Source organism: Candidatus Methylomirabilota bacterium, assembly GCA_028870115.1.
Lineage (GTDB): Bacteria > Methylomirabilota > Methylomirabilia > Methylomirabilales > Methylomirabilaceae > Methylomirabilis.
Genome location: JAGWQH010000003.1, coordinates 1 through 22,771 on the forward strand (window position 1 = coordinate 1; position 22,771 = coordinate 22,771).

Genomic DNA, 22,771 nt, shown 5'->3' on the forward strand with positions numbered 1-22,771 from the left:
GTGGGTCGGCGTAAAGGTGATCGCGGGGCTATTGGTTAAGTCATCGATCGTCACGCGCGCGTCAAGCCCCCCGATAAGATCGTGGCGCACCCCGATGGGGAAGCGGTGCTGAAAGTCGAGATCGACCGTATCCCTCGTCTCGCGACTCAGGAACTCATCGCGAAAGGTCCGGTCGTAGTAAAACTGGAGGGTGGTTTCCCTACGATCAGCCGTCCGATGCCTCCAGCGGGTGAGGAGATTGCCCCCCGCAGAGTCACCCTGGTTGTCGGAGGTGGCTGAGAAGGGGGGCAGGAGCGAGGGAACCGTGAGTGTCTGGCCGAAATCGCCCTTGTAGAGATCGCCCTGAACCGTCACCGCATCGCGGGTGGAAGGCTCCCAGTCCATTCGAAAGCCGCCCCGGTACGCCCTCCAGTCATCGTTCGCCCCAAGGCCGCTGGCGGTTACCAGGTTATCGCGATTCGCATACTTGAAGTAGCCCCGGTAGAAGAGATCGTCTCCCACCTTGCCACCGTAGCGCGTCCCCACGAACCCACGCTCCTCGTTCCCTCCGCCAGTCTCGATGTAGCCTCCTTGAGTCGCCCTGGCATGTTTGGTGATGATATTGATGACGCCGTTGACCGCATTGGCGCCCCAGAGGGTCCCGCCAGGTCCGCGGATGACCTCGATCCGGTCGATATCCTCGAGGAGGGTGTCCTGCACGTCCCAGAAGACCCCGGCGAACAGCGGCGTGTAGACGCTCCGTCCATCTATGAGGACCAGAAGTTTGTTCGCAAAGGCGTTGTTGAACCCGCGAGTGGAAATGGCCCATCGGTGAGCATTGATCTGCGCGACCTCAACGCCCGGCGCCAAGCGCAGCGCTTCCGGGATGCTCGTGACACCTGCTCGGCGGATATCCTCTCCGGTAATGACAAAGACAGCCGCAGCACTCTCCCACAACCGCTCCTCCTTCTTGGAAGCTGACGTAATCTCGATGCTCATCAACTGCTCGAGCGTAAGCTCCGTCAGATCAGGTGGATGGTTTATGGCCTCGGCAGCAGGGTGGAACCATGTACCAATCAAGCCCCCCGCCAGCACCAGGATCCGAGCGGCTCTGGCCATCACCACGCTCCCCATAAAACTCCGGACGCTGACTCGCTCCAACAGCATTCGGTTGTCCCCGATCACGCTTACACCCGACGGCCGCGTTAGCGCACAATTCTGAGATCGATCCCCATATACAGGACCGGCGTCCCTCAACCTCCCCAATCATCAGGTGCCCTATCCGATATAGTTCGCCGCAGATCTCGAAATTATCTTCTCGGAGTCGTCACGTTTAAGTCAAAGACGCGAAATACTAGGGTATTCAAGCGCATTATGTCAAACCTTTTCTAACTCTCTTATACCATCGATAACACCGACGCAGTCTTTGGTGTTGCCCTCATAGCGGAATATGATTCAGGGTTTGATAGTATCGGCGCAGAATCGCAGGGAGGGATGAGTCTGAATAGTTTATCTGCAGACAGTGTGGCTATCGCCAGGCGAGATACTCAAGTGGCATAGGTTCTCAACCGATGGCTGGCCGCAACGTCACCGACGGTCGTGGGCCTGATGCGTAACGGTAATAATCGTGTGGATGCCGCCGCGAACGTAAAAATCGGCGATCAGCTTCATGGAGCGGGGCTGGCAGGCCTTGACGAGGTCATCCATAATACGGTTCGTAACGGCCTCGTGGAAGTGTCCCTCGTTCCGGAAAGACCAGAGGTAAAGCTTGAGCGACTTCAATTCAATGCATAACCGATCCGGGATATAGGTAAGCGTGAGAGTCGCAAAGTCGGGCTGACCGGTTCGGGGGCAAAGGCAGGTAAACTCTGGGCAGGTCAGATGGATTTCATAATCGCGCCCCGGTTCAGGATTGAGAAATGTTTCGAGTTCTTTCGACGATTGGGTTCCCACCGCTTTTCTCCCTCGTGGTCATTGCGAGCGACTGAAAGGAACACGGCAATCTCGTCTTAGGTAAGATTGCTTCGGTCACTGCGTTCCCTCGCAATGGCACTCATTCAATGCGCGTTTATTAGCATATGGACTCGCCGGCACCTCACAACTATAACATGCTGACCAACCACGTGAGGGTGCTTACAGGGAGGCGCCCCTATTCAATCCGGAAGCGTTGGGGACGTAAGTGTTCGTTCTTACATCTCGGGCACCGAGAGGGATCGTTGAATCTGGATCGACCCCTGAAGCGATAGCCACAATTGTCGCAGGTCGGTGAATGGATGAGCAGACGGGATGGTTGGACAACGGAGCGAGCGATATGCTCGAGGTCGTCGATAATGATCTTCCTGGATACGACAAAGTTCCTGGCCAGCTCGTCCAGCGTCCACTCGCCATCCCGGAGCATCGTCATGATCTCCTGCCGCCGCGTCAGTTCCACCTTTGGCCCTCGCTTAACGCTTCACCCTATGTCCCATTTCGACCTGTTCGACCACCCGCTTACCTTCATCCTCGTTGGCCTTAGCCTGGTGGACCACCGGCTGCCGAAAGAACCAGTGAGCGCCCAAACGACAGGTAAACGCCTCGTGGGAGCATGCGCCTTTTCATCGCTCGATTCCCTTCAGAAAGATCGATGCAAACAGCTCTACCACCTCTTCCGGAGAGGAGTGGGGAGGGCGTTTAATCCCGAACAGCTCATGGATCAACAGGTAATGCACGATCATCCCGATGAATCCCCGTGCCGCGACCAGCGCATTCATCGACCGGAACCGCTTTTCTTCGATCCGTTTACGAATATAGTTGCTCAGAAACTCATGCAGCTTTTTGACTCGCGATTCGAAGAAGATATCGGACAATTCGTGCTCTTCGAGGGCGCTGAACAGCAGGAGCCGCATGAGGCTCGGGTCGGCTACCGTCTGCTCGATCATCTTCAGGCCTATCGCTCGAAGGACCCCGGCGTCATCTTTCCTGTGCGCGGCCGTCGCTGCGCTCGCCAGCAACTCCTCGGTCGCGGATTTTGCTTCGATGATCGCGGAATACAACTCTTGCTTGGTGGCAAAGTGTCGGTAGATCATCGCCTCACTGATGCCGGCAGCCTCTGCGATCTCGCGCGTCCTGGTCCCCCTAAACCCTTTCCGCGAGAACAGATTTACCGCCGCCTCAACAATCTGCTGCCGGCGCTCTTCGGCGTTCAAACGCTCTTTCATTGTGAGTCCTCGAACGGTTGACGCACACATGGTGACCACAACATTTTCAATAAGTAAGCACTTACATACTTACTCGAACCAATAACAATGTCAACTATTGTTCTCCGCAATCCAAGCTGAAGCGTGATGAGAGGCAAGCCGATTACTGCGCACACCACCGTTACGGAAGACGGCGCTACTTGACAGGCGGGCTGCTTCTATCTGGCGGCCGTTCCCTACTCCGTGACCTTGAAGACTTGATCGTGCGGGCGGACGCGCTCGGGGACCTTGACCCCGACCAACTGGCCCGGTTCGGCTCGCTGCAGGGCGTGGTGCTCGAGCTGGATCGAGTCCACTCGTTGGGTTAATTCGGTGGTGTGGCCCTTAATGTGAATGGTGTCACCCACCACCAGATGACTCTCGGTGATCTCAATTGCGGCTACCCCCACCTTGGCAAAATACTCTTTCACGTAACCCACCTTGACCTCTGCCATGGCTTTCCTCCTCCCACCATCACAATGCCCAAGATCTCCAAATCTTTCTTCTTAAAGTGATTTCATCATATCGCGGCCTCGAAAAGGAGTCAAATCACCCCAGGGCCCCTGATGGTAAACACCTGGGGCCGCGGATCGAGGAGGTGCTCTACATCAATTCCAGCGGTACTTTCAGTCATGAGAATCGCAAGATAAAGATGTGACGATTACAAAAGTACCTACTGATTTGATAATTGTGATATTATTAAGGAGGTTGATGGGCTCGCGAAGTTGCTGAATCCCGAGCCCTGGAACGGGAGACACTGTCCATGCTCCACTGTCCCCTTGGACGGTGAGGAGGGGAACAACAGATCTATGGAAGTTGAGAAACTCGCGCCGCGAACTATCGCATACTTCTCTATGGAGGTCGCACTCGAAAGCCCTCTGCCCACATACAGCGGAGGGCTTGGTGTATTGGCGGGTGATATGCTGCGCAGCGCTGCCGACCTGGGGCTATCCATGGTCGGTGTGACGCTGCTGTATCGAAAGGGCTACTTTTCTCAACGGCTCGATGAAGAGGGACGCCAATACGAGGAGCCGGCAACGTGGCCTGTCGACCAATTCCTCCATCTCACGGATAGCACATGCCAGGTAGAGATCGAGGGACGGCAGGTCACTGTGCGCGCATGGCGGTACCTGATCACCGGGGCATCAGGCGCCGTCGTTCCTGTGTTGCTGCTGGATACCGATCTGCCCACCAACGATCCCTATGATCGCACGCTGACCGACCACCTGTATGGCGGCGACCAGCGGTATCGCCTGTGTCAGGAGGTCATTCTCGGGGTGGGCGGCGTGCGCATGCTGCGAGCAATGGGTTACACCCGGGTGTTCAGGTTCCATATGAACGAAGGCCATGCCGCCCTGCTGGCCCTGGAGTTGTTTGCCGAGGAGTTCAAGCAGATGCCGGAGCGGCGGCAGGACGCCATCGATCTGGTAAAGCACCTCTGCGTCTTCACCACTCACACACCGCTTCCCGCCGGCCACGATCAGTTTTCTCTTGCTCTGGCCCAACGCGTCTTGAACGCGGACCAGTGGGAGGCAGTGCAAGCTCTCGGCTGTTGCAACGGCTCGCTCAACATGACATGCGTGGCACTCCGTTTGAGCGATTACGTGAACGGGGTAACCAAACGGCACAGTGAGGTGTCACGTACCTTGTTTCCCAACCTCGTCATCGGCTCCATCACCAACGGCGTCCATTCCGCGACCTGGACCGCCCCGGCATTTCGCGCCCTGTATGATCGGTATACCCCGGATTGGCGAGAGGACAGCTTCCTCCTGCGGTACGCGCTTGGCATTCCCCTCGACGCTATTCGGCAGGCCCATGACGAGGCGAAGCAGTTGCTGATCAAAGAGGTCAACAGATCGGTACACATAGCCTTTGATCATCATGCCTTCACCATCGGCTTCGCACGGAGGGCGACGTCCTACAAGCGCCCGGATCTGCTTTTTTACGATCGGGAGCGGCTCAGAAGCATTTCGGTCCAGCACGGCCCGTTGCAGGTGATCTTTTCCGGAAAAGCGCATCCCCAAGATGAAGAGGGAAAGGCGCTGATCCAAAAAATATTCCGCTGGGCGAAAGAGCTGGCGCCTGAAGTCAAGATCGCTTACCTGCCCAACTACAATATGGAACTGGGTCTGCTGCTCACCTCAGGCACGGATCTATGGCTCAATACACCGCAGCCGCCATATGAAGCATCCGGGACCAGCGGGATGAAGGCGGCCCACAACGGGGTACCGAGCCTCAGCGTTCTCGACGGCTGGTGGTTAGAAGTGCCCGTGGAAGGCGTAACCGGCTGGGCCATCGGTTCCCGAGATTACGGAACGGTATTCGAGAGGCGGGATGACAAGGACGCAGAGGAACTCTACTGTAAGCTGGAGGATACGATCCTACCCATTTACCACGGCGACCCCATCCGATGGGCGGAGTTGATGCGATTTACTATTGCGCTCAACGCCTCTTTCTTCAATACGGACAGGATGATCCACGAATACGTCACCCACGCCTACCGAGATCAGTAGCCGGCAGACTGCCTGCCGCCGGTTCCGGTTGCTCACCACTCATGCATGCTCTATAATGCCCAGACAATGATCTCCGCTGAAGAAACGAAGATGCCGGCAACCCGTGACGTTCTACATCTGCGCAACAATATGATCCAGTCGCTTCAGCGGGAACTGGACGGCTTCAAGGCCGAGGGCCTTTACCGGTGGCTCAGACAGGTCGACGGTCTACAGGGCCCGCGAATTCGCGTGGACGGTAGAGAAGCGATCCTCTTCGCCGGCAACGACTACCTTGGCCTGGCCTGCCACCCGCGATTGAAGAGCGCCGCCTGTCAGGCTACCATGCGGTACGGCTGCAGCGCCGCCGCCGCCCGTCTGATCTCGGGTAATCACGATCTCTATCCCCAACTGGAGGAACAGCTTGCCCGCTTCAAACAGGCCGAGGCGGCCCTCCTGTTCAGCACCGGGTATCAAGCCAACCTGAGCGTGATCTCCGCCCTGATGGACTCTCAGGACGTGGTGTTCAGTGATGCGCTGAACCATGCGAGCGTCGTTGACGGCTGTCGGCTCTCGCGAGCTCAGGTCCGCATCTTCCCGCACAACGACCTCACCGCCCTGGAGGACCTCCTGAGGGAAGAGACCTCCGCCAGGCGACGGCTCATCGTGGTCGATGGCCTCTACAGCATGGATGGAGACGTCGCGCCATTAGGGGAGATCATCGGACTGGCGGAACGCTACGACTGCGTAACGATGGTGGACGACTCCCATGGCATCGGCGTACTGGGTAAGACCGGACGCGGGACCGCCGAGGCGACGGGCGTGCTGGGCCGGATCGACATCGAGACCGGAAGCCTCGCTAAAGCGCTGGGCGGCTTTGGCGCCTATGTGGTCGGAAACCGCACAGTCATCGACTACCTGATCAACCGGGCCAGACCCTTCATCTTCACGTGCGCATTGCCTCCCGCGGTGCTGGCAACCGCACTCGAGGCGCTCACCATCGTGGAGCAAGAGCCTGAGCGGCGGCAGCGGTTATGGGACAACACCAGGCACATGCGGGCAGGACTGCGCGAGATCGGGTTTGAGGTCAACTCAAGCGGGACCCAGATCATCCCTCTGATCGTTGGAGAGCCTGAGCGCGCCATGCGCTTCTGTCAAGAGTTGCTGGACCGCGGCGTCTTTGCCCAAGGGATCCGCTATCCTGCCGTCCCGCGCGGAACCGAACGGATCCGACTCATCGTAACAGCCTCACACAGCAAGGCAGATCTGGATATCGCGCTAACCGCTCTAGGCGGGGCGGGGCGGGCCCTCGCGCTCATTTAATTCACTCACGACCTTGACCCGGTAAAAAGGAGGGGCGTCTTGGCGCAACACAGTGGAAGCAGTTCAGATCTCAAGGGCAGGCAGCTTGCTTTCCTGCTCCTCTTGCTGGTTGTCTTTGTCCTGGCAAGCCAGACAGTTCCTCTTTACTCTGACTGGCTCTGGTTTCAGGAGGTCAAGCTTTCCAAGGTTTTTCTGACGATCCTCACGACGCAACTGACGCTCGCCATCGCATTCGGCCTGGCCTTCTCGGTCCTGGTCTACGTGAACCTGTTCCTGGCCAGCCGATTTACCACTACCGATGTCCTCCTCGAGGTGGAGGACCGGTTCGGGCTCCCCAGTCGCCTGGTCATCGAACCGTACTTCCGCCCACTCTTAATCCCCGGCGCCCTCGGACTCGGAGTCCTCTCGGCATTCCGAGGGTCCGCCGCGTGGGAGTTTTACATCCGCTTTGCGAACGCGTTACCCTTTGGCATTCAAGATCCGATCTTTCGTACGGACGTCGGCTTCTATGTCTTTAAGCTGCCCTTCCTCTCCTTCGTGTACAGTTGGTTGATCACCTCGGTCGTCCTGACCCTCATATTGACTGCCCTGACCTACCTCCTCTTTCGGGGCATACAGATCACGACCCGGGGACCCATCATCGCCCGCCTGGCGAGAACGCACCTGCTCGTGCTCGGCGCAGTGCTGTTCCTGATTAAGGCGGTTGGATATCGGCTCGACACCTACCAACTCCTGTACTCCCCTCGCGGAATGGTCTTCGGCGCGGGCTATAGCGACATTAACGCCAACCTCCCGGCCCTCAATTTTCTGACGGTCCTGGCCATCTTTGTCGCCCTCCTCTGTCTGGCTCAAATCTTCCAGCGCGGCTGGAGACTGGTCCTGGTCGGCCTCGGGATGCTGGTCGTCTCCAGCATTATCGGCCTGGGTCTCTATCCCGGCTTCATCCAGCGCTTCCGCGTCGTCCCGAACGAAATCGATGCAGAGAGTCCTTACATCAGTCACAACATCCGCTTCACCCGCCAGGCTTACGGACTCGACCGGATCGATGAGCGAGAGTTTCCGGCTGAGGAAACCCTGACACGGGAGGACCTGCGACGCAACGATCCGACGATCAAGAACATCCGGCTCTGGGATCACCGTCCGTTACTCACGACCTACGGCCAGCTCCAGGAGATCCGGACCTACTACAAGTTCGTAGACGTGGACAACGATCGGTACCCGATCGATGGCGAGTATCGGCAGGTCATGCTCTCGGCCAGAGAGATGTCGTATCAAAATCTCCCAGGCCGGAGTTGGATCAATGAGCATCTGATCTTTACCCACGGCTACGGGGTCGTCCTCGGGCCAGTGAACCGGATCACCCCGGAGGGGCTGCCGGAGTTCCTGATCAAAGACATCCCGCCTGTCTCAACCTCATCGATTAAGGTTACGCGCCCGGAAATCTACTTTGGCGAGCTCGCCAACGACTACGTCATCGTCAAAACGCAGGCCCAGGAACTGGATTACCCCTCGGGCGAAAAGAACGTCTATAGCACCTATAACGGCCAGGGTGGCGTGCCGCTCACGTCCTTCGGACGAAAACTGCTCTTCGCGACCCGCTTCGGCACCATCAAGATCCTCCTCTCGCAAGACCTGACATCAGACAGCAGGATCATGTATTACCGACAGATCTCCGAGCGGGTCCAGAAGGCGGCGCCCTTTTTGAGCTTCGATCGGGACCCCTATCTGGTCATCGCTCGGGACGGCCGCCTGTTCTGGATCATCGACGCCTACACCGTCTCGGATATGTACCCATACTCCGAACCGATCCGCGGCGTAGGCAACTATATCCGCAACTCGGTCAAAGCGGTGGTAGACGCCTACAACGGGAGCGTCAACTTCTATCTGGCCGATCCCACCGATCCCGTGATCAAGGCCTATGACCGTGCCTTCCCTGGACTGTTTCAACCGCTCGACGCGATGCCGGACGACCTGAAGGCCCATCTTCGCTACCCTCAAGGGATGTTCAACATCCAGGCCAGGCTCTACAACACCTACCACATGCAGGATCCCCAGGTCTTTTACAACAAAGAAGATCTCTGGAGCATCCCCGCTGAGATGGAGCCGTACTACACCATCATGCGGCTTCCGGGCGAAACGAAGGAAGAGTTTATCCTTCTCTTGCCGTTTACGCCAAATAAGAAAGACAACATGATTGCCTGGCTCGCGGCCCGCAGCGACCCGCCACACTACGGCAAGCTGATCGCCTTCAACTTCCCCAAGGCAAAGCTGGTCTACGGCCCGCGACAGATCAACGCCCGCATCGACCAGGATTCCTTCATCTCGCAGCAGCTCTCGCTGTGGAGCCAACGCGGCTCTACCGTGATCCGAGGCAGCATGCTGGCCATCCCGATCGAACGGTCGCTGCTCTACGTCCAGCCGCTCTACCTGGCGGCCGAGAACGGGTCGCTCCCAGAGCTGAAACGGATCATCGTGGCCCATGGTAGCCAGATCGCCATGGAAGAGAGCCTCGACGCCGCCCTGGCCAAAGTCTTTGGTGGCGCGGCCAGGGGGCCGGCTGAGGCAAGGATTCCGTCTGGCACAGCGGCGCCCCCGGAGGTGGACAGCTCTCTCAAAATGCTGGCGACCCGCGCCTACGACCATTACACGCGAGCACAGGACCTCCTTCGACAGGGCAATTTCGCCGGCTACGGCGAAGAGGTCAAGCGGCTGGAATCTGCGCTGAAGGAGCTTCGCGCCCGCGCCGGGAAGTAGCCGCTCGCACCCGTCATTTCGAGACGGTGAGATTGCTTCGCCCACGGCTCGCAATGACATGAATCAATCGGAGAAAGGATGCCATCAGAGATCAGGCGTGTGGCGGTTCTGGGAGCGGGCGTGATGGGGAGCGGCATCGCCGCTCATCTTGCGAATGCGGGTATCCCTTCCTTCCTGCTTGACATCGTACCGTCTGAGCTGACTGAGGAGGATCGGCGCAAAGGGCTGACCAGGGACAGCCCAGCGTTCCGCAACCGCCTTGCCGCCAAAGGTCTTGAAACCGCTCTCAAGGCTTCCCCGCCCGCCTTCTTCTCGCCCAAAGACGCTGGTCTGATTACCATCGGCAATATCGAAGATCATCTCGAATGGCTCTCCCAGGCCGACTGGGTTATCGAGGCGGTACCCGAGCGGCTTGAAATCAAGCAGGCGCTCTTTGCCAAGATTGAAGTTTACCGCAGACCGGGAACCCTCGTCAGCAGCAATACCTCTGGGATTCCGATCCGGCAAATGACCGAGGGGCGGTCTGCCGACTTCCGCCGGCACTTTTTCGGCGCACACTTCTTTAATCCTCCGCGATATATGAAGCTGCTCGAACTGATCCCCGGCCCAGACACATCACCCGAGATAATGCAGCAGGTGGCCGCCTTCGCCGAGCGGACGCTGGGCAAGGGGATCGTCTTCGCCAAGGATACCCCCAACTTTATCGCCAACCGGATTGCCATCTTCGGCTTCTTCACCGCCATGCGACTCATGGTTGAGGGCGACTACTCAATTGAGGAGGTAGACCGGCTCACCGGCAGTGCCATCGGTCGTCCCAAGACCGCCACGTTTTGGACTGCCGACATGGTCGGCCTCGATACGGTGGTACACATTGCCGCCAATATCGCTGAGGTTCTCCCTGACGATCAGGAACGGGCGATCTATACTGTTCCGCCGTTCCTCCTGGACTTGGTGAGACGCGGCTGGTTGGGCGAGAAGGCCGGGCAAGGGTTCTACAAGCGGGTCAAGGGGATCGAAGGCGACGAGATCCTGGTTCTCGACTATAAGACGATGGAGTACCGTCCCAAGCGTCCGATTGCCCTCCCCTCACTCGACATGGCCCAGGGAATCGAGGATCACGCGGAGCGACTTCGAACGCTCACCTATGCCGATGACCGCGCCGGGCACTATGTGTGGCCGCTCTTACGCGAGACCCTGCTCTACGCCGCGCGTCGGATTCCTGAGATTGCCGATGATATCATCAGCGTAGATCACGCCATGACGTGGGGCCTCGGCTGGGAGCTGGGACCGTTCGAGCTGTGGGACGCGCTGGGAGTCGAGAAGGCAAGCGCCCGGATGGCGCAAGAGGGTGAGACCCTTCCCCCGCTGGTGACGGCGCTGCTTCAGAGCGGCGCGCGCAGCTTCTATCGTCGGGAGGCGGGACGGCAGTACGTCTTTGACCTCGGTGCAGTCAAACAGGTTAAGATCCCGGAGCGACCCGGGATCATTCATCTCCAATCGTTGCATGAGCGGCAGCAGGTGGTCGCCCGCAATCCCGGCGCGTCGCTTCTCGACCTGGGAGATGGGGTCGCCTGTCTGCAGTTCCACTCCAAGAACAATACCGTCGGTCCTGATATCCTCCAGATGATGCGGACGAGCCTGCAGCATTGCGCTGAGCGATTTGACGCTCTTGTGATCGGGAACCAGGGACGGCACTTCTGCGTCGGCGCGAATCTGATGGCGCTCCTCTTCGAGGCCCAGGAGGAAAACTGGGACGACATCGAGCTGATGGTTCGGACCTTCCAGGATGCCAACATGGCGCTCAAGCTTTTCGAGAAGCCGGTAGTGGCGGCTCCATTCTCTATGACCCTCGGCGGCGGGTGCGAGATCTGCCTGCACGTCGCGAGGATCCGCGCCGCCGCCGAAACCTACATCGGGCTCGTTGAGATGGGCGTCGGCTTGATCCCGGCCGCGGGCGGCTGCAAGGAGATGTTGCTCCGAAGCCTGGAAGGGATCCCGGACGGGGCGGAGGTGGATCTGCTGCCGTTCTTCCGCCATGCCTTTGAGACGATCGCGTTGGCCAAGGTCTCTACAAGCGCAAAGGATGCGCAGCGGCTCGGATATCTGAGGCGAACCGACAGCGTTACAATGAACCAGAATCGCCTGCTGCACGAGGCAAAGCAGGTGGCCCTTGGCCTGGTGGCCGAAGGATATGCTCCCCTCCGGCCAAGAGATGATATTAAAGTGCTGGGAACGCGCGCTATCGCCGCAGTCCACACGCAGTTGTATAATATGAAGTGTGGGGGCTACGTCAGCGATCACGACGAGCTGATCGCCAGGAAGCTGGCCGGCGTCCTTGCCGGCGGCGATGTGGTATCAGGGACGCTGGTCAGCGAGGCGCATCTCCTCGATCTGGAGCGGGAGGCGTTTCTCAGTCTATGCGGTGAACGCAAGTCTCAGGAGCGGATGCAGCATATGCTGAAGACCGGCAAGCCACTGAGAAATTAAGAGGTTCGGAGTGAACAGATGAAAGACGCGGTGATTGTGGCGGCGGTGAGAACAGCGGTGGGCAAGGCGCCGCGCGGTACACTCTGTGCCACACCTCCTACAGCCATGGCGGCGGCTGTCATCGCCGACCTGATGAAGCGCGCGCCGGGATTAGCACCTGATGAGGTTGAGGATGTGATCATCGGCTGCGCCTTTCCGGAGGCCGAACAGGGCATGAATATGGCGAGGGTAGCGGCCTTACGGGCGGGGCTCCCATATACCGTTCCGGGGCAGACGGTCAACCGCTTCTGCTCCTCAGGACTCCAGACCATCGCCATAGCGGCTGAACGCATTATGGCCGGCTTTGCCGACGTCATCATCGCCGGCGGCGCCGAAAGTATGAGTCTGGTTCCGATGAGCGGAAATACCTACGCACCCGATCCCTACCTCGCTGAGCAGTATCCGGCTGTCTACATTTCCATGGGAAACAGCGCCGAAAACCTCGTTCGCGCCTACCAGGTGAGTCGAGAGGAGCAGGATAGCTTCGCGCTCCAGAGCCACCTCAAGGCGGCCGCCGCCATCCGGGAGGGACGATTTGAGGGCGAGATCGTCCCGCTCACCATTGCAAAGAAGACATTTCGCGTGAAGGACCAGCCATACAGCGCAACTGACGAGGTCATCTTCGCCACTGACGAAGGCGTTCGCTTCGACACCTCCGCCGAGGCGCTTGCCAAGCTCCCGCCGGTCTTCCACAAGAGCGGCACCATCACCGCCGGCAATTCGTCTCAGACCAGCGACGGCGCAGCCGCAGTGTTAGTGATGTCGCGACAAAAAGCGCGGCAGTTGGATCTGACACCGCTCGCGCAATTCCGGGCATTCGCCGTCGCGGGCGTGCCGCCGGATCTCATGGGGATCGGGCCGGTCGAGGCGGTTCCCAGAGCGCTTAAGCTGGCCGGCCTTTCACTCGACCAGATCGACCTGATCGAGCTGAACGAAGCGTTTGCAGCCCAGGCGCTTGCCGTCATTCGCGAACTGAAACTGCCCCTTGAGCGAGTGAACGTGAACGGCGGCGCCGTCGCCCTGGGCCACCCTCTCGGCTGCAGCGGCGCGAAACTGACGGCGACGCTGCTGTATGAGATGCAGCGACGAAAATCCCGCTACGGGATGGTTACGATGTGCATCGGCGGAGGGATGGGCGCAGCCGGCATCTTCGAGAGGGTATAGCGCGGGGGGGGGGACCAGATGACTACGGCAAAGAATGAGTTCGTCGCGGGCGGCAGCTTTCTCATTCGGGATACATCAGCGCTGGAGGTCTTCACGCCTGAAGAGCTAAGCGAGGAGCAGCAGTTGATGCGAAAGCTGACTCGAGAATTCATCGAGGCCGAGGTCAAGCCCAAGGCTGAGCGGATCGAGCACCAGGATTGGGACGTGACGCTCACGCTCATCAGGAAGGCCGGCGAACTGGGACTGTTGTCGGTGGACATTCCGACCAAGTATGGCGGCTTGGGGCTGGACCTGATCACATCTACGGTCATTGCCGAGCAGATGATTGAGGCCGGCTCTTTCGCCATCTCGCTGTTGGACCATTCAGGGATCGGATCGCTCCCCATCGCCTGGTTCGGCAACACCGAACAGAAGGCCCGCTATCTGCCCCTGCTTGCTACCGGGGCAAAGATCGGCTCCTACGCCCTTACAGAGCCGGGCTCCGGCTCCGACGCCCTCAGCGCCAGGACCAAGGCGGTTCTCTCACCTGACGGAGCGTCCTACACCTTGAATGGGACGAAACAGTTTATTACGAACGCCGGCTTCGCCGATCTGTACATTACCTACGCCAAGGTGGACGGCGACAAATTTACCGCCTTCATCATCGACAAGGATACGCCCGGTGTCACCCTGGGACCGGAAGAGAAAAAGATGGGGATCAAGGGAACCTCCACCCGAAGCGTCGTTCTGGAGAATGCGAGAGTCCCGGTGGGGAATCTCCTCTATGAGATCGGCAAGGGACATAAGGTCGCCTTTGACCTGTTGAACATCGGCCGGTTCAAGCTCGGGGCCGGCTGTGTGGGTCTATGTAAGCTGGCCCTGCGCGAAGCGGTCAGGTACGCGAAGCGGCGAATCCAATTCGGGCAACCGATCGCCTCCTTCGGCCTTATTCAGAAAAAGCTGGCCGAGATGGCGATTCGGACCTATGTAGCCGAGTCAATGATCTATCGGACTGCCGGGCTGATCGAGCAAAATTTATCATGTATCGACCAGGAGGACGAGCGGGCTGGACTCGAGACCGCCAGGCGGGTTGAGGAGTATGCCGTTGAATGCTCAATCAACAAAGTCTATGCCTCCGAAGCCCTCGATTACGTCGCTGACGAGACCGTCCAGATTTTCGGCGGCTATGGCTATATCGCGGACTTTCCGGCCGAGCAGATCTATCGAGATGCCCGAATCAACCGACTCTTCGAAGGCACCAACGAAATCAACCGATTGTTGATTCCTACGACACTCTTTCGGCGAACGCTTCAGGGACGCCTGCCGCTCTTCATTGCGACACAGAAACTGCTGACTGAGCTGCTCACCTACAGCCCGAGTCAAGAGGAGGCGCCAAAGGGCCACCTTGGTGAGCAGATCCGGCTGCTCCGTTTAGCGAAGAAGATCACGTTGATGGTCTCCGGAGCTGCCGTCCAGAAGTATCGCGAGCGGCTTCAGGATGAGCAGGAAATCCTCGGGGTGCTGAGCGATCAGGTGATCGAGCTGTTTGCCATGGAGAGCGCGCTGCTCCGAGCGCTGAAGTCGGTAGAGCGAGACGGAGAGGACGCGGCGGAATCGAAATCGGATATGGTCAAGGTCTACGTAAGCGACGCCTTTGCCCGGATCGACTTGCTGGCGAAGGAAGGCTTAGCCGCTATGGAGGAGGGGGACACCCTCTGGACTCAGCTCGCCGCTCTCAAGAAGCTGACCCGTTACACGCCTGTTAACACTACCCGCTTACGAAGAGCGATCGCTAAACGCATCATCGAGACAGAAGAGTACCGGGTCTGAGTGGGCAATCAGTGGTGCTTGCAGCTGCCTGGGCCGACCCACTCCTCACCATCCGTCCAGACCTCCTTCTTCCAAATCGGCACAATCTCTTTCAAGCGGTCGATGGCATACGCGCAGGCGGCAAGCGCCTCGTGGCGATGAGGGGCGGATACGGCAATAGCAACGCTCGCCTCCCCGATCTGTAGACGGCCAACCCGATGCACCATGGCGATCTCGTCCACCTCCCACTTCCGGCGAATCTCATCGGCAATCTCGCGCATCTTGGGAATCGCCATCTCCCGATAGGCTTCATACTCCAGGTAGCGGACCTGTCGGCCCCGCGTCTGTTCCCGCACTACGCCGAGGAAGGTCACGACGGCTCCAGAGCTCGATCGTTTCACCGCATTCACAAGCGGCTCAAGCACCAGCGGCTGATCGATGATTTCAAACATCGGTTCCCCCGCTTACGGGGGGGATGAGCGCGACTTCATCCCCTGCTGCCAACTTCTTATCACTGGAAGCATACTCTCGGTTGACTGAAAACAGGAGCGATCCGGTCAGCGCCTGCAACCGCGGGTACTGACAATGAAGCTGATCTATGAGCTGAATGAGCGTACTCCCCTCCGGCAGGTCGACAATCAGCTCACTAACCCCGACAATCTCACGAACGGCCGCAAAGCATCGCACTTGGACCTTCATCGCAGTCTGTCCACGATCGACTCACACTACTCCGCACCAGAACGGTTATGTATCTCGACAGATTCCTATGCGTCGTCCAGCTACCATACTGTTCGTGACCTCATAGGACCAAGATATATTCATTATAATAGTTGTATTTCAGTATGTTACAACATATACATAATGTATTATATAGATATTCCTGGCTCACTCGCCTCTCTAGAAAATACCATGATCCTTCCAGGGCTGTCAATCTGAGAGGATTCTAAGCCAGTATTTACTAACAAAACGACTTCCGGCTTGACCATTGAGACTCCTTATGTTAAAAACATAATATAAAGATCAGCTGCTGAGGACCTATTGTGTGAGGAGAGGGTTGTCAAGGGTGGCGCCAAAACAGCCAAGGACCACAGCGAAATCGTCTCCTGAGGCGATCGGCATGAAGATCCTGGCTGGATTGAATAAAGACAAGACACTCGCCTTAGCGCAGCTAATAGAAGATCTTCTCGACGAGCTCGGCTACACCGATTTTCACCCCAAGCTTTCCTCAACTCGTCTTACCATTGACCTGAAGGCCCGTCACCGTTCCAGTGGTCACCGTCTGCACTGCTATGGGTGTACGATCGCTCACGAGATACGCCCACGGGAACTGCAGGGGGTCCATAGACGCTATATGCAGGCGCGTCACCGGGACAGGGACCTTGTCGGCATCTTCTTCTCCACTACCGGCTTCCACCCAACCGCTCGAAACTGGTTTTCACGCTTGGATCCTCCCGCCAGGGGCGATTATCACCTGTTCGGGGTTGATAAGATATGCGCCCTGCTTCGACGTGCCAAGTTGATCACATCCCCCGATCAAGTTATTTACGCGATCGAGAGCCGTGTCATGGCACGGCTTGAGGCAGGCAACCTGGTCTTTGCCATGGGAAGGTTCTATTGGGTTTTCCGAATCGAAACCAAGAGAGGGGCCGCATATGCGGTTCTCGATGCCTACGGATCGCCGGTCTCTCTTCGCGTGGCCTTTTCCCTGAAGCGGCTGGATGGCTCCCTGAAGGGAAAGCGCCCGCTGAACCTACAAGCCATGGAAAAAGTCCTCCTCGCGCTGGCGGAGTCCGGCCAGAAAAACATCGAGTTCCTGTCGCGAGAGATTAAAGAGCCTCTGGACGATCTTCGGGAGGTGATGCAAGAGCTTCTCGATGAAGGATTCCTCATTGCAGAACCCTCCGGTCAGCCGCGATGGCGGTGTAATCGCTATTCCATCAAGTCCGAATTCGATGTCTTCCTTAGCCTTGCCCGCCAGTTCCTCGATGGCGCTCAACGCTTCAAGTTCCTCCGCTCGAACTTTTCGGTTCAAATGCTGGTTGCCGGCCTGCGTCCCTATTTGGAGGGGCGCTTCCACCTCAAACTCTCTGAGGAGGAGCGATCCTGGCTTCCAAGATTCCTGGCAGTCTCCCCCTCAGCCCTTTCTTACGCCCTATTTGCGCCTACCGATGAGTTTATCTCCACCTCGGAGGAGCTGGAACACAGCCCCTTGCCCAGCCCGGAGAAGGAGCGGCTCCGCAATCAACACATCAGCAAGCTGTACTCCAACCTGCTTCTTCGATACGCCAGCGACGCGCAGGATAGCCGATTCGATGAGGTGCTCCGCCACAAAGGAATACGAGGTCACCTCTATCGGATTACGGCCAAGGCGGCAAGCGCTGAGGAGCTGTTTTTCGCCATGCGGGGTGAATCGTATCTCACTCTCGCCGTGCCGCCTGGCGCTGGGATCGCTGTCCAGAAGGGACTCGGACATTCGAACTTCCTCAACGGCGATACACTATTGAGTAATGCAAAGGCCCTGATGCACATACAGGAGTTCGACTATGCTATCGAGCTGTTGGATCGCGCGATCAAAGATCTGAAGGACCCGAGCAAGCTCCTGGAGGCATGGCACTGCAAGGGGTCATGCCTCTCCGGCCAGAAACGCTACTCCGCCGCGATCACCTGCCTGAATGAAGCGCTCCGCTACGACAGTAATTACAAAGAGGCGTGGCTCCATAAGGCTGCCTGTTTGCGGGGATTAGGCGATAGCGGCGGGGCCGTTCATTGTGCCAGGCGAGCCCTGGAGATCGATCCCGCCTATGAAGAAGCGCGAGACTTCTTGAGGAGTACGTAAAGTATACCCCGCTAACCTATCATGCCGGCACCATCACGTGCCGACTGAGCCCATGAGGAGATGACATGCAGGGACATCCGCAGATCATTGAGCTGTTGAACAGCGTGCTCAGGATGGAGCTGACGGGAATCAATCAGTACTTTTTGCATTCCAAAATGTGTGGCAATTGGGGTTATCAGGTCCTAGCCAAGGCGATCCTTGAGGAATCGATTGAGGAGATGAAGCACGCCGACAAGGTCATCGCGCGCATCCTATCCCTTGACGGACGCCCAAATCTGTCAAGCTATGATCGGATTGCAATCGGCGGTAACATCCGGCAGCAGTTGGAGAACGATCTCGCGCTGGAGATGGCCGCGCTCAAAATTCTGAATCCTGGCGTAAAGCTGTGCGTCGAGCTTCAGGACACCGGAAGCCGTGAGCTGTTGGAGCGCATCACTGTCGATGAAGAACGTCATGCCGGTTGGATCGAGGCGCAGATCCACCAGATCGACGAGCTAGGGTATGAGAACTACCTGGCAGAGCAAATCTAAGAGCTAAGGAGAATTCATCGAAGCGGAGATATCGAGACGCTACCTTCAAAACTTGACACCCAGCGTGACAAAGCCTGCGTGGTGCAGCGTGGTATATCTGCCATTCACAACTGCCGGAAGTGTCAAGGGAGGCCTATTGTCGGTGATGTCCCGCGCATCGTAGACGGCTGCCTGATATGCCACATCGAGGCTGATGGCCGATGGGCGATACCAGCCACCTTGCTCACCGCAGGGGATGAAGCCTGCGAAATAGCCGCCTGCCTTGCAAAGAAAGCCCATGCCGACGGACAGTATATTCTTGTCACTATCGGGCACCGCGGGATCAAACGTCTGACTGGGAACCGGCGTGGCGGAATGTTGCCACCCTGCACGTGTTGTCACGTCCCAATGCAGAAGCGCGGCAGGATCGATCCATTTATACTCTGTTCCTACCATGAACGTAAGAGTGTTCGACCAGTTCCGCGGAAGGGGAATCACCTTTCCAGTGCCCAAATGGACGTCGGTGTTGCGGAAGCTGCTCCAGTCTGTCTTGTCCAGATCTACCTCGACCTTCCACTCATGGCCCCTGGCCAGGAGGGGCCAGACCGCCATACCGAAGGTAAACGATTGCGGGATCACGAACTTTGTTCGGGCCGATGTGAGCGCCATTCCCGCATCGAGAAACTCCCCTTCCAAGTGGAGTGTGGCGCGGCTTCGATACTGGAAACCGAAGCTACACCATGGGCGCGTGCCCTCCAAAAGGCAGGGTGTGTAGCGGAGACTCAGGTTGAACCCAGGGGTGGTGTCATTGCCGTTGATTTCGAGGGGCGTCCCAGGTGGAGGTAACCCCGGAGCCCCTGAGGACTTGAACTTCGTTACACCACCCCCCTCTCCCATGAAGCTTGCAAAGGTGTAGACATCGGCCCCTGCCGCAAGTGAGAGCTGCTCGTTCACCTTGTATGCGATCACCGGCCTGATATCGAGCAACGGCAGCGACGCAAATGTCAAGGACGTACTCAGGGGACCATCCTCCGGCCATCGGTATCTCAGACCAAACGACGAGAAGACGCCGACACCCACTGTCGTTCGCGCCAAGGCGGGAAGATCCAGAGTGTGTGCGAGCGGCTTGAGATTCGCGGTCAGGAAGAAGTGGAGGGGCGGAGGATTGGAGACCGGCCCGTCTAGGTCTCCAGAGCTCTTTGCACCGGTCGCGCGATTGGTGAAGTGCGTGTAGCCACCTACCATAAGGGCCCCCATCGCTAGTTGGACTCCAGGAAGTTGAGTGATTCCGGCGGGATTGTAATAGATGGCGGAGGGGTCATCACTCTGGGCCACAAACGCATCGGCTTGGCCGGCTCCCGATGCGCTTTGCGGCATAATCCGAAAGCCGGTTGCCTGCGAGATGGACGGTACGACCAAGATAAGCCAGAACGCGGCGATCTGAAGCCCACGCTGTCTTTGTCTGCCGCAGCGTTTCAGATGCGTAGAAGCCGTAGATTTATCAATCTGCTGAGCGGCAGTAGCCAACCACCACATAGGCACCTCGTCGAGCGTTTGAAGGAGGTTGAGATCGCAAGCTTATACCGAATATCACTAGATCCTATCATTCAGCAGGACACAGAGCCCAAATCAGGGCATTACTCGATGACGGCTCTAATTCCTAGCAGCCTATGCAGTTCATTGAATCACAAAAAGCCCAAACATGTAGAATGTGCATAATCATATCATATACCAATGATATTTATTTATAAATATTTTGTAAATACTCCTATGGTTAGTGTATGCCGTTATTGTAATTGAAACGCTTGAATCTCACTTCTCGTGCTCAATCCAAATCTTTCGCGTTTCACAACGAGCGCAAGGAGACGACGCCCAAGCCCTTCCCCAAAATCTGCAACAGCGTAGTCGACCAGCGTGCCATCAGAGATGGGCATCTGCCGTACCTCATGAAATCGTGCTCCGTCCCACCCCAGTACGGTCAAGCCGGCGACCTTACTTCCGGTCCACCAGCTTAGCAGTCCGACTCCGGTCTCCTGTTCTTGTGCGAGGATGATGTGAGGCTTCTCTCCGTCTTTCTCTTTTTCAATCAGAACCCGAAGACCGGCTCGGTTCGTCGGAGTCGTCACCCCTCCACTCCCTTTATACGTGCTAATCAGATCTCCGGTTTGTGAGCGAACTTCGAGGGTGGTCCCGCCCTTAAAAGTTATCAACCGCACGACTCCATCCCCAATCAGATCGGCCATCATGAACTCCAGCAGCGAGAGGCCCGGCGGAACATCGAGGGGAGGTCCGGAGTGAAAGTTCCGTCCATCCCACGTATACTGGTGAATCGGTTTCGCGGTCTGATCCCCCTGGACCACGGTCTGGCCAAAGAGCTGAACTGTTTTCCCACCGGATAACAGAGGCCGGAGGATAAGGTCTGGCACGACCCAGATCGGTAGGAGCTTACCGTCGGCCCACTGAAAAACAAAAGCGTGAAAACGACCTTTGCGCAACAGGGTCATAATGACCTCGGCCCCTCCATCGCCAGTGACGTCAATTGTCTCCAGCGTCACCACGGTTCCCTCCCCCTTCAACGGGTACTCTGCAAGAGGTCTGAGGTGGGGGCCATCGATACGTAAGGCGATAAGCCGATCTGTGCCTGCCAAGAGAAGCTCGCTCTTCCCGTCACCATCCAGATCGCCAACTGCCATGGCCGTCATGGAGCCATCAAACGCCGGTTCAAGCACAACATGGTCTGAAAGCGTGGAGGCGACTGGGAATCTACTGGATGCCGGGGGGGTAGCGATGGCTGGTTTACCGGTAGCTGGAGGCTTCGTCGTGGCCGATCGAGCAGCCGGAGCCGGCTGGGGTTCACGAGGCGGCTTGTCGTGAGCAATGATACCGGGCTGTACCTGTGCGCTGGCGACGACAATCGAGTTGCCGGTCAGTGTTGAATAGGCCTGTACATCGAGTGTTATACTGTCCGCTGAGGGCGTCAGGCGGCTCAGCAGAAGAACCTGGATCTTTCCCCTGTCAGCGAGCTGCTTGAGAATTCGAGGGTTCGCTAACTCCCCTGCCCTGAACTCCTTGTCAACTAACAACATAGATCGCAACTGTCGCTCCTCAATCAACTCGAAGCGCCCTGTCCGAACCAGAGCGGCAGACAGCTCCTTTGTCATTGATCTCGCGCCGATTTCTTTGACTCTTTCAATATCGACATTGGGAAATGCGATGAGCATCCGCGCCATGGAGACTCTCACCCGATCACCTTTACGAAACTCGGCCTTCTCGGTCTTTTTGATCACGGTAGCCTCGGCATAGCGCTCGCGAACGTGGAGGATGCGAACCGTTCCAAGATCCTTATCCAACCTTCCCAGGATCTCTCCTGTAAGCGGATGCTTAAACTCTTCTCCTTCACGGAATACGTCGAGTTCCATTCCCTGGACAACACCGTCTGCCGTTCCACGATCAATCAGGACCCGATCACCCTCAAAACCGATGACAAGACCCTCGACGCGGGGAAAGGCGGCAGTGAGTCGTTCGGCCACGACCCTGGCGGCTTCAGCAAATCCGCCCTGCTCATGCCTGGCTGAGGAAGGGCTTCCGCCTCGGAAGGGAGTTCGCTCCTCAGCCAGCGCTATTGTGCCGGACGAACTGATAAGCGACATGGAAGGGAGAAGGACGAAAAGAAGCGCAGTGCGGGAAATTAGAACCGACCAAACAGATCGTCTGCAACCCATAGCGATCCTCCAGCGACTACGCTCTACTGGGTTGCTCAACCAGCTCTATGAGAACACCATTGCATCCCTTCGGGTGCAGGAAGGCCACTCTCGTACCGCTGGACCCCGATTTGGGAACTCTGTCGATGAGAAGGAACCCGGCCTCATGGAGCCGGCTCAGTGTCCCAGGAAGATCCTCGACCTCAAGGCAGATGTGGTGAAGGCCCTCGCCCCGCCTCTCGATAAATTTACTCATCGGGTTATCGGACTCAGTTCCTTGTACCAGTTCAATGCGACTCCCGCCAAGATCGAAGAATGCCACCTTCACATGCTCATCAGGAAGCACCTCGATTCGACTACGATTGATCCCCAGAAGCGTCTCAAATAGCCTGGTTGAGGCTTCGACATCTTTTACGGCAATAGCAATGTGCTCGATCCGACGCATCATAACTTTCCACCAAGAGCAGCAGTCAGTCAGCTATCAGCC

The 22,771-nt window shown here is 57.7% G+C and carries 18 protein-coding genes; 8 read left to right on the forward strand and 10 right to left on the reverse strand.

Annotated features, from left to right (window positions below; all coding sequences use genetic code 11):
• The 5 genes from KGL31_00055 to KGL31_00075 all read right to left on the reverse strand — a co-directional run.
• Positions 1 to 1,164, reverse strand: a 1,164-nt coding sequence (locus tag KGL31_00055) for a TonB-dependent receptor plug domain-containing protein (protein ID MDE2320308.1), incomplete at its 3' end; no start/stop codon positions are given.
• 402 nt (positions 1,165 to 1,566) lie between these two features.
• Entirely contained in the window at positions 1,567 to 1,932 is a 366-nt protein-coding gene (gene queF / locus KGL31_00060; GenBank protein MDE2320309.1) for an NADPH-dependent 7-cyano-7-deazaguanine reductase QueF, read from the reverse strand.
• Positions 1,933 to 2,128: 196 nt separating this feature from the next.
• The gene (locus KGL31_00065) at positions 2,129 to 2,410 is read right to left on the reverse strand and encodes a transcriptional regulator (protein MDE2320310.1); all 282 of its coding nucleotides are present in this window, start codon (positions 2,408 to 2,410) and stop codon (positions 2,129 to 2,131) included.
• A gap of 163 nt (positions 2,411 to 2,573) precedes the next feature.
• Positions 2,574 to 3,176, reverse strand: coding sequence for a TetR/AcrR family transcriptional regulator (locus tag KGL31_00070; GenBank protein ID MDE2320311.1), 603 nt, complete (start codon positions 3,174 to 3,176; stop codon positions 2,574 to 2,576).
• Between the two features lie 215 nt (positions 3,177 to 3,391).
• The gene (locus KGL31_00075) at positions 3,392 to 3,649 is read right to left on the reverse strand and encodes a translation elongation factor-like protein (protein MDE2320312.1); all 258 of its coding nucleotides are present in this window, start codon (positions 3,647 to 3,649) and stop codon (positions 3,392 to 3,394) included.
• 354 nt (positions 3,650 to 4,003) lie between these two features.
• Between KGL31_00075 and glgP the strand changes: the two genes are divergently transcribed.
• The 6 genes from glgP to KGL31_00105 all read left to right on the forward strand — a co-directional run bounded on the left by glgP (position 4,004) and on the right by KGL31_00105 (position 15,259).
• Positions 4,004 to 5,707: an alpha-glucan family phosphorylase gene (gene glgP, locus KGL31_00080; protein ID MDE2320313.1), complete on the forward strand. Its 1,704-nt coding sequence runs from the start codon at positions 4,004 to 4,006 to the stop codon at positions 5,705 to 5,707.
• A gap of 66 nt (positions 5,708 to 5,773) precedes the next feature.
• On the forward strand, positions 5,774 to 7,006 hold the full coding sequence (gene bioF / locus KGL31_00085; GenBank protein MDE2320314.1) for an 8-amino-7-oxononanoate synthase: 1,233 nt from the start codon (positions 5,774 to 5,776) through the stop codon (positions 7,004 to 7,006).
• A 39-nt stretch (positions 7,007 to 7,045) separates the two neighbouring features.
• A complete protein-coding gene (locus KGL31_00090; GenBank protein MDE2320315.1) occupies positions 7,046 to 9,760 on the forward strand; it encodes a UPF0182 family protein in 2,715 nt (904 codons plus the stop codon).
• A 78-nt stretch (positions 9,761 to 9,838) separates the two neighbouring features.
• On the forward strand, positions 9,839 to 12,247 hold the full coding sequence (locus tag KGL31_00095; protein MDE2320316.1) for a 3-hydroxyacyl-CoA dehydrogenase/enoyl-CoA hydratase family protein: 2,409 nt from the start codon (positions 9,839 to 9,841) through the stop codon (positions 12,245 to 12,247).
• Between the two features lie 18 nt (positions 12,248 to 12,265).
• Positions 12,266 to 13,450, forward strand: a complete 1,185-nt coding sequence (locus tag KGL31_00100) for an acetyl-CoA C-acyltransferase (GenBank protein ID MDE2320317.1) — start codon at positions 12,266 to 12,268, stop codon at positions 13,448 to 13,450.
• 18 nt (positions 13,451 to 13,468) lie between these two features.
• Positions 13,469 to 15,259, forward strand: a complete 1,791-nt coding sequence (locus KGL31_00105; protein MDE2320318.1) for an acyl-CoA dehydrogenase family protein — start codon at positions 13,469 to 13,471, stop codon at positions 15,257 to 15,259.
• An 8-nt stretch (positions 15,260 to 15,267) separates the two neighbouring features.
• Here KGL31_00105 and KGL31_00110 read toward each other — a convergent pair whose 3' ends face one another.
• Both KGL31_00110 and KGL31_00115 read right to left on the reverse strand, forming a co-directional pair.
• On the reverse strand, positions 15,268 to 15,690 hold the full coding sequence (locus tag KGL31_00110) for a molybdenum cofactor biosynthesis protein MoaE (protein ID MDE2320319.1): 423 nt from the start codon (positions 15,688 to 15,690) through the stop codon (positions 15,268 to 15,270).
• Entirely contained in the window at positions 15,683 to 15,937 is a 255-nt protein-coding gene (locus KGL31_00115; protein ID MDE2320320.1) for a MoaD/ThiS family protein, read from the reverse strand. Before KGL31_00115 ends, KGL31_00110 begins: the two co-directional genes overlap by 8 nt.
• 364 nt (positions 15,938 to 16,301) lie before the next feature.
• Between KGL31_00115 and KGL31_00120 the strand changes: the two genes are divergently transcribed.
• Positions 16,302 to 18,074 carry a tetratricopeptide repeat protein gene (locus KGL31_00120; GenBank protein ID MDE2320321.1) on the forward strand — a complete coding sequence of 591 codons (1,773 nt, stop codon included), beginning with the start codon at positions 16,302 to 16,304 and terminating at the stop codon, positions 18,072 to 18,074.
• Between the two features lie 65 nt (positions 18,075 to 18,139).
• Complete coding sequence (gene bfr / locus KGL31_00125) at positions 18,140 to 18,604, forward strand: bacterioferritin (protein MDE2320322.1); 465 nt, start codon at positions 18,140 to 18,142, stop codon at positions 18,602 to 18,604.
• A 45-nt stretch (positions 18,605 to 18,649) separates the two neighbouring features.
• On the opposite strand, the gene KGL31_00130 is transcribed toward bfr, so the two are convergent.
• From KGL31_00130 to mce, 3 genes are all read right to left on the reverse strand, one after another.
• Entirely contained in the window at positions 18,650 to 20,119 is a 1,470-nt protein-coding gene (locus tag KGL31_00130) for an outer membrane protein transport protein (GenBank protein ID MDE2320323.1), read from the reverse strand.
• Between the two features lie 251 nt (positions 20,120 to 20,370).
• Complete coding sequence (locus KGL31_00135; GenBank protein MDE2320324.1) at positions 20,371 to 22,305, reverse strand: hypothetical protein; 1,935 nt, start codon at positions 22,303 to 22,305, stop codon at positions 20,371 to 20,373.
• A gap of 16 nt (positions 22,306 to 22,321) precedes the next feature.
• Complete coding sequence (mce, locus tag KGL31_00140) at positions 22,322 to 22,732, reverse strand: methylmalonyl-CoA epimerase (GenBank protein ID MDE2320325.1); 411 nt, start codon at positions 22,730 to 22,732, stop codon at positions 22,322 to 22,324.
• Between the last annotated feature and the right edge of the window lie 39 nt (positions 22,733 to 22,771).

What these genes read in the sequence shown, in the direction of transcription:
- glgP (MDE2320313.1), top strand. Translation starts at nt 4,004, where the DNA reads ATGGAAGTTGAGAAACTCGCGCCGCGAACTATCGCATACTTCTCTATG.
- KGL31_00070 (MDE2320311.1), bottom strand. Translation starts at nt 3,176, where the DNA reads ATGAAAGAGCGTTTGAACGCCGAAGAGCGCCGGCAGCAGATTGTTGAG.
- KGL31_00110 (MDE2320319.1), bottom strand. Translation starts at nt 15,690, where the DNA reads ATGTTTGAAATCATCGATCAGCCGCTGGTGCTTGAGCCGCTTGTGAAT.
- bfr (MDE2320322.1), top strand. Translation starts at nt 18,140, where the DNA reads ATGCAGGGACATCCGCAGATCATTGAGCTGTTGAACAGCGTGCTCAGG.
- KGL31_00105 (MDE2320318.1), top strand. Translation starts at nt 13,469, where the DNA reads ATGACTACGGCAAAGAATGAGTTCGTCGCGGGCGGCAGCTTTCTCATT.
- KGL31_00100 (MDE2320317.1), top strand. Translation starts at nt 12,266, where the DNA reads ATGAAAGACGCGGTGATTGTGGCGGCGGTGAGAACAGCGGTGGGCAAG.
- KGL31_00135 (MDE2320324.1), bottom strand. Translation starts at nt 22,305, where the DNA reads ATGGGTTGCAGACGATCTGTTTGGTCGGTTCTAATTTCCCGCACTGCG.
- KGL31_00095 (MDE2320316.1), top strand. Translation starts at nt 9,839, where the DNA reads ATGCCATCAGAGATCAGGCGTGTGGCGGTTCTGGGAGCGGGCGTGATG.
- mce (MDE2320325.1), bottom strand. Translation starts at nt 22,732, where the DNA reads ATGATGCGTCGGATCGAGCACATTGCTATTGCCGTAAAAGATGTCGAA.
- KGL31_00130 (MDE2320323.1), bottom strand. Translation starts at nt 20,119, where the DNA reads ATGTGGTGGTTGGCTACTGCCGCTCAGCAGATTGATAAATCTACGGCT.
- KGL31_00075 (MDE2320312.1), bottom strand. Translation starts at nt 3,649, where the DNA reads ATGGCAGAGGTCAAGGTGGGTTACGTGAAAGAGTATTTTGCCAAGGTG.
- bioF (MDE2320314.1), top strand. Translation starts at nt 5,774, where the DNA reads ATGATCTCCGCTGAAGAAACGAAGATGCCGGCAACCCGTGACGTTCTA.
- KGL31_00115 (MDE2320320.1), bottom strand. Translation starts at nt 15,937, where the DNA reads ATGAAGGTCCAAGTGCGATGCTTTGCGGCCGTTCGTGAGATTGTCGGG.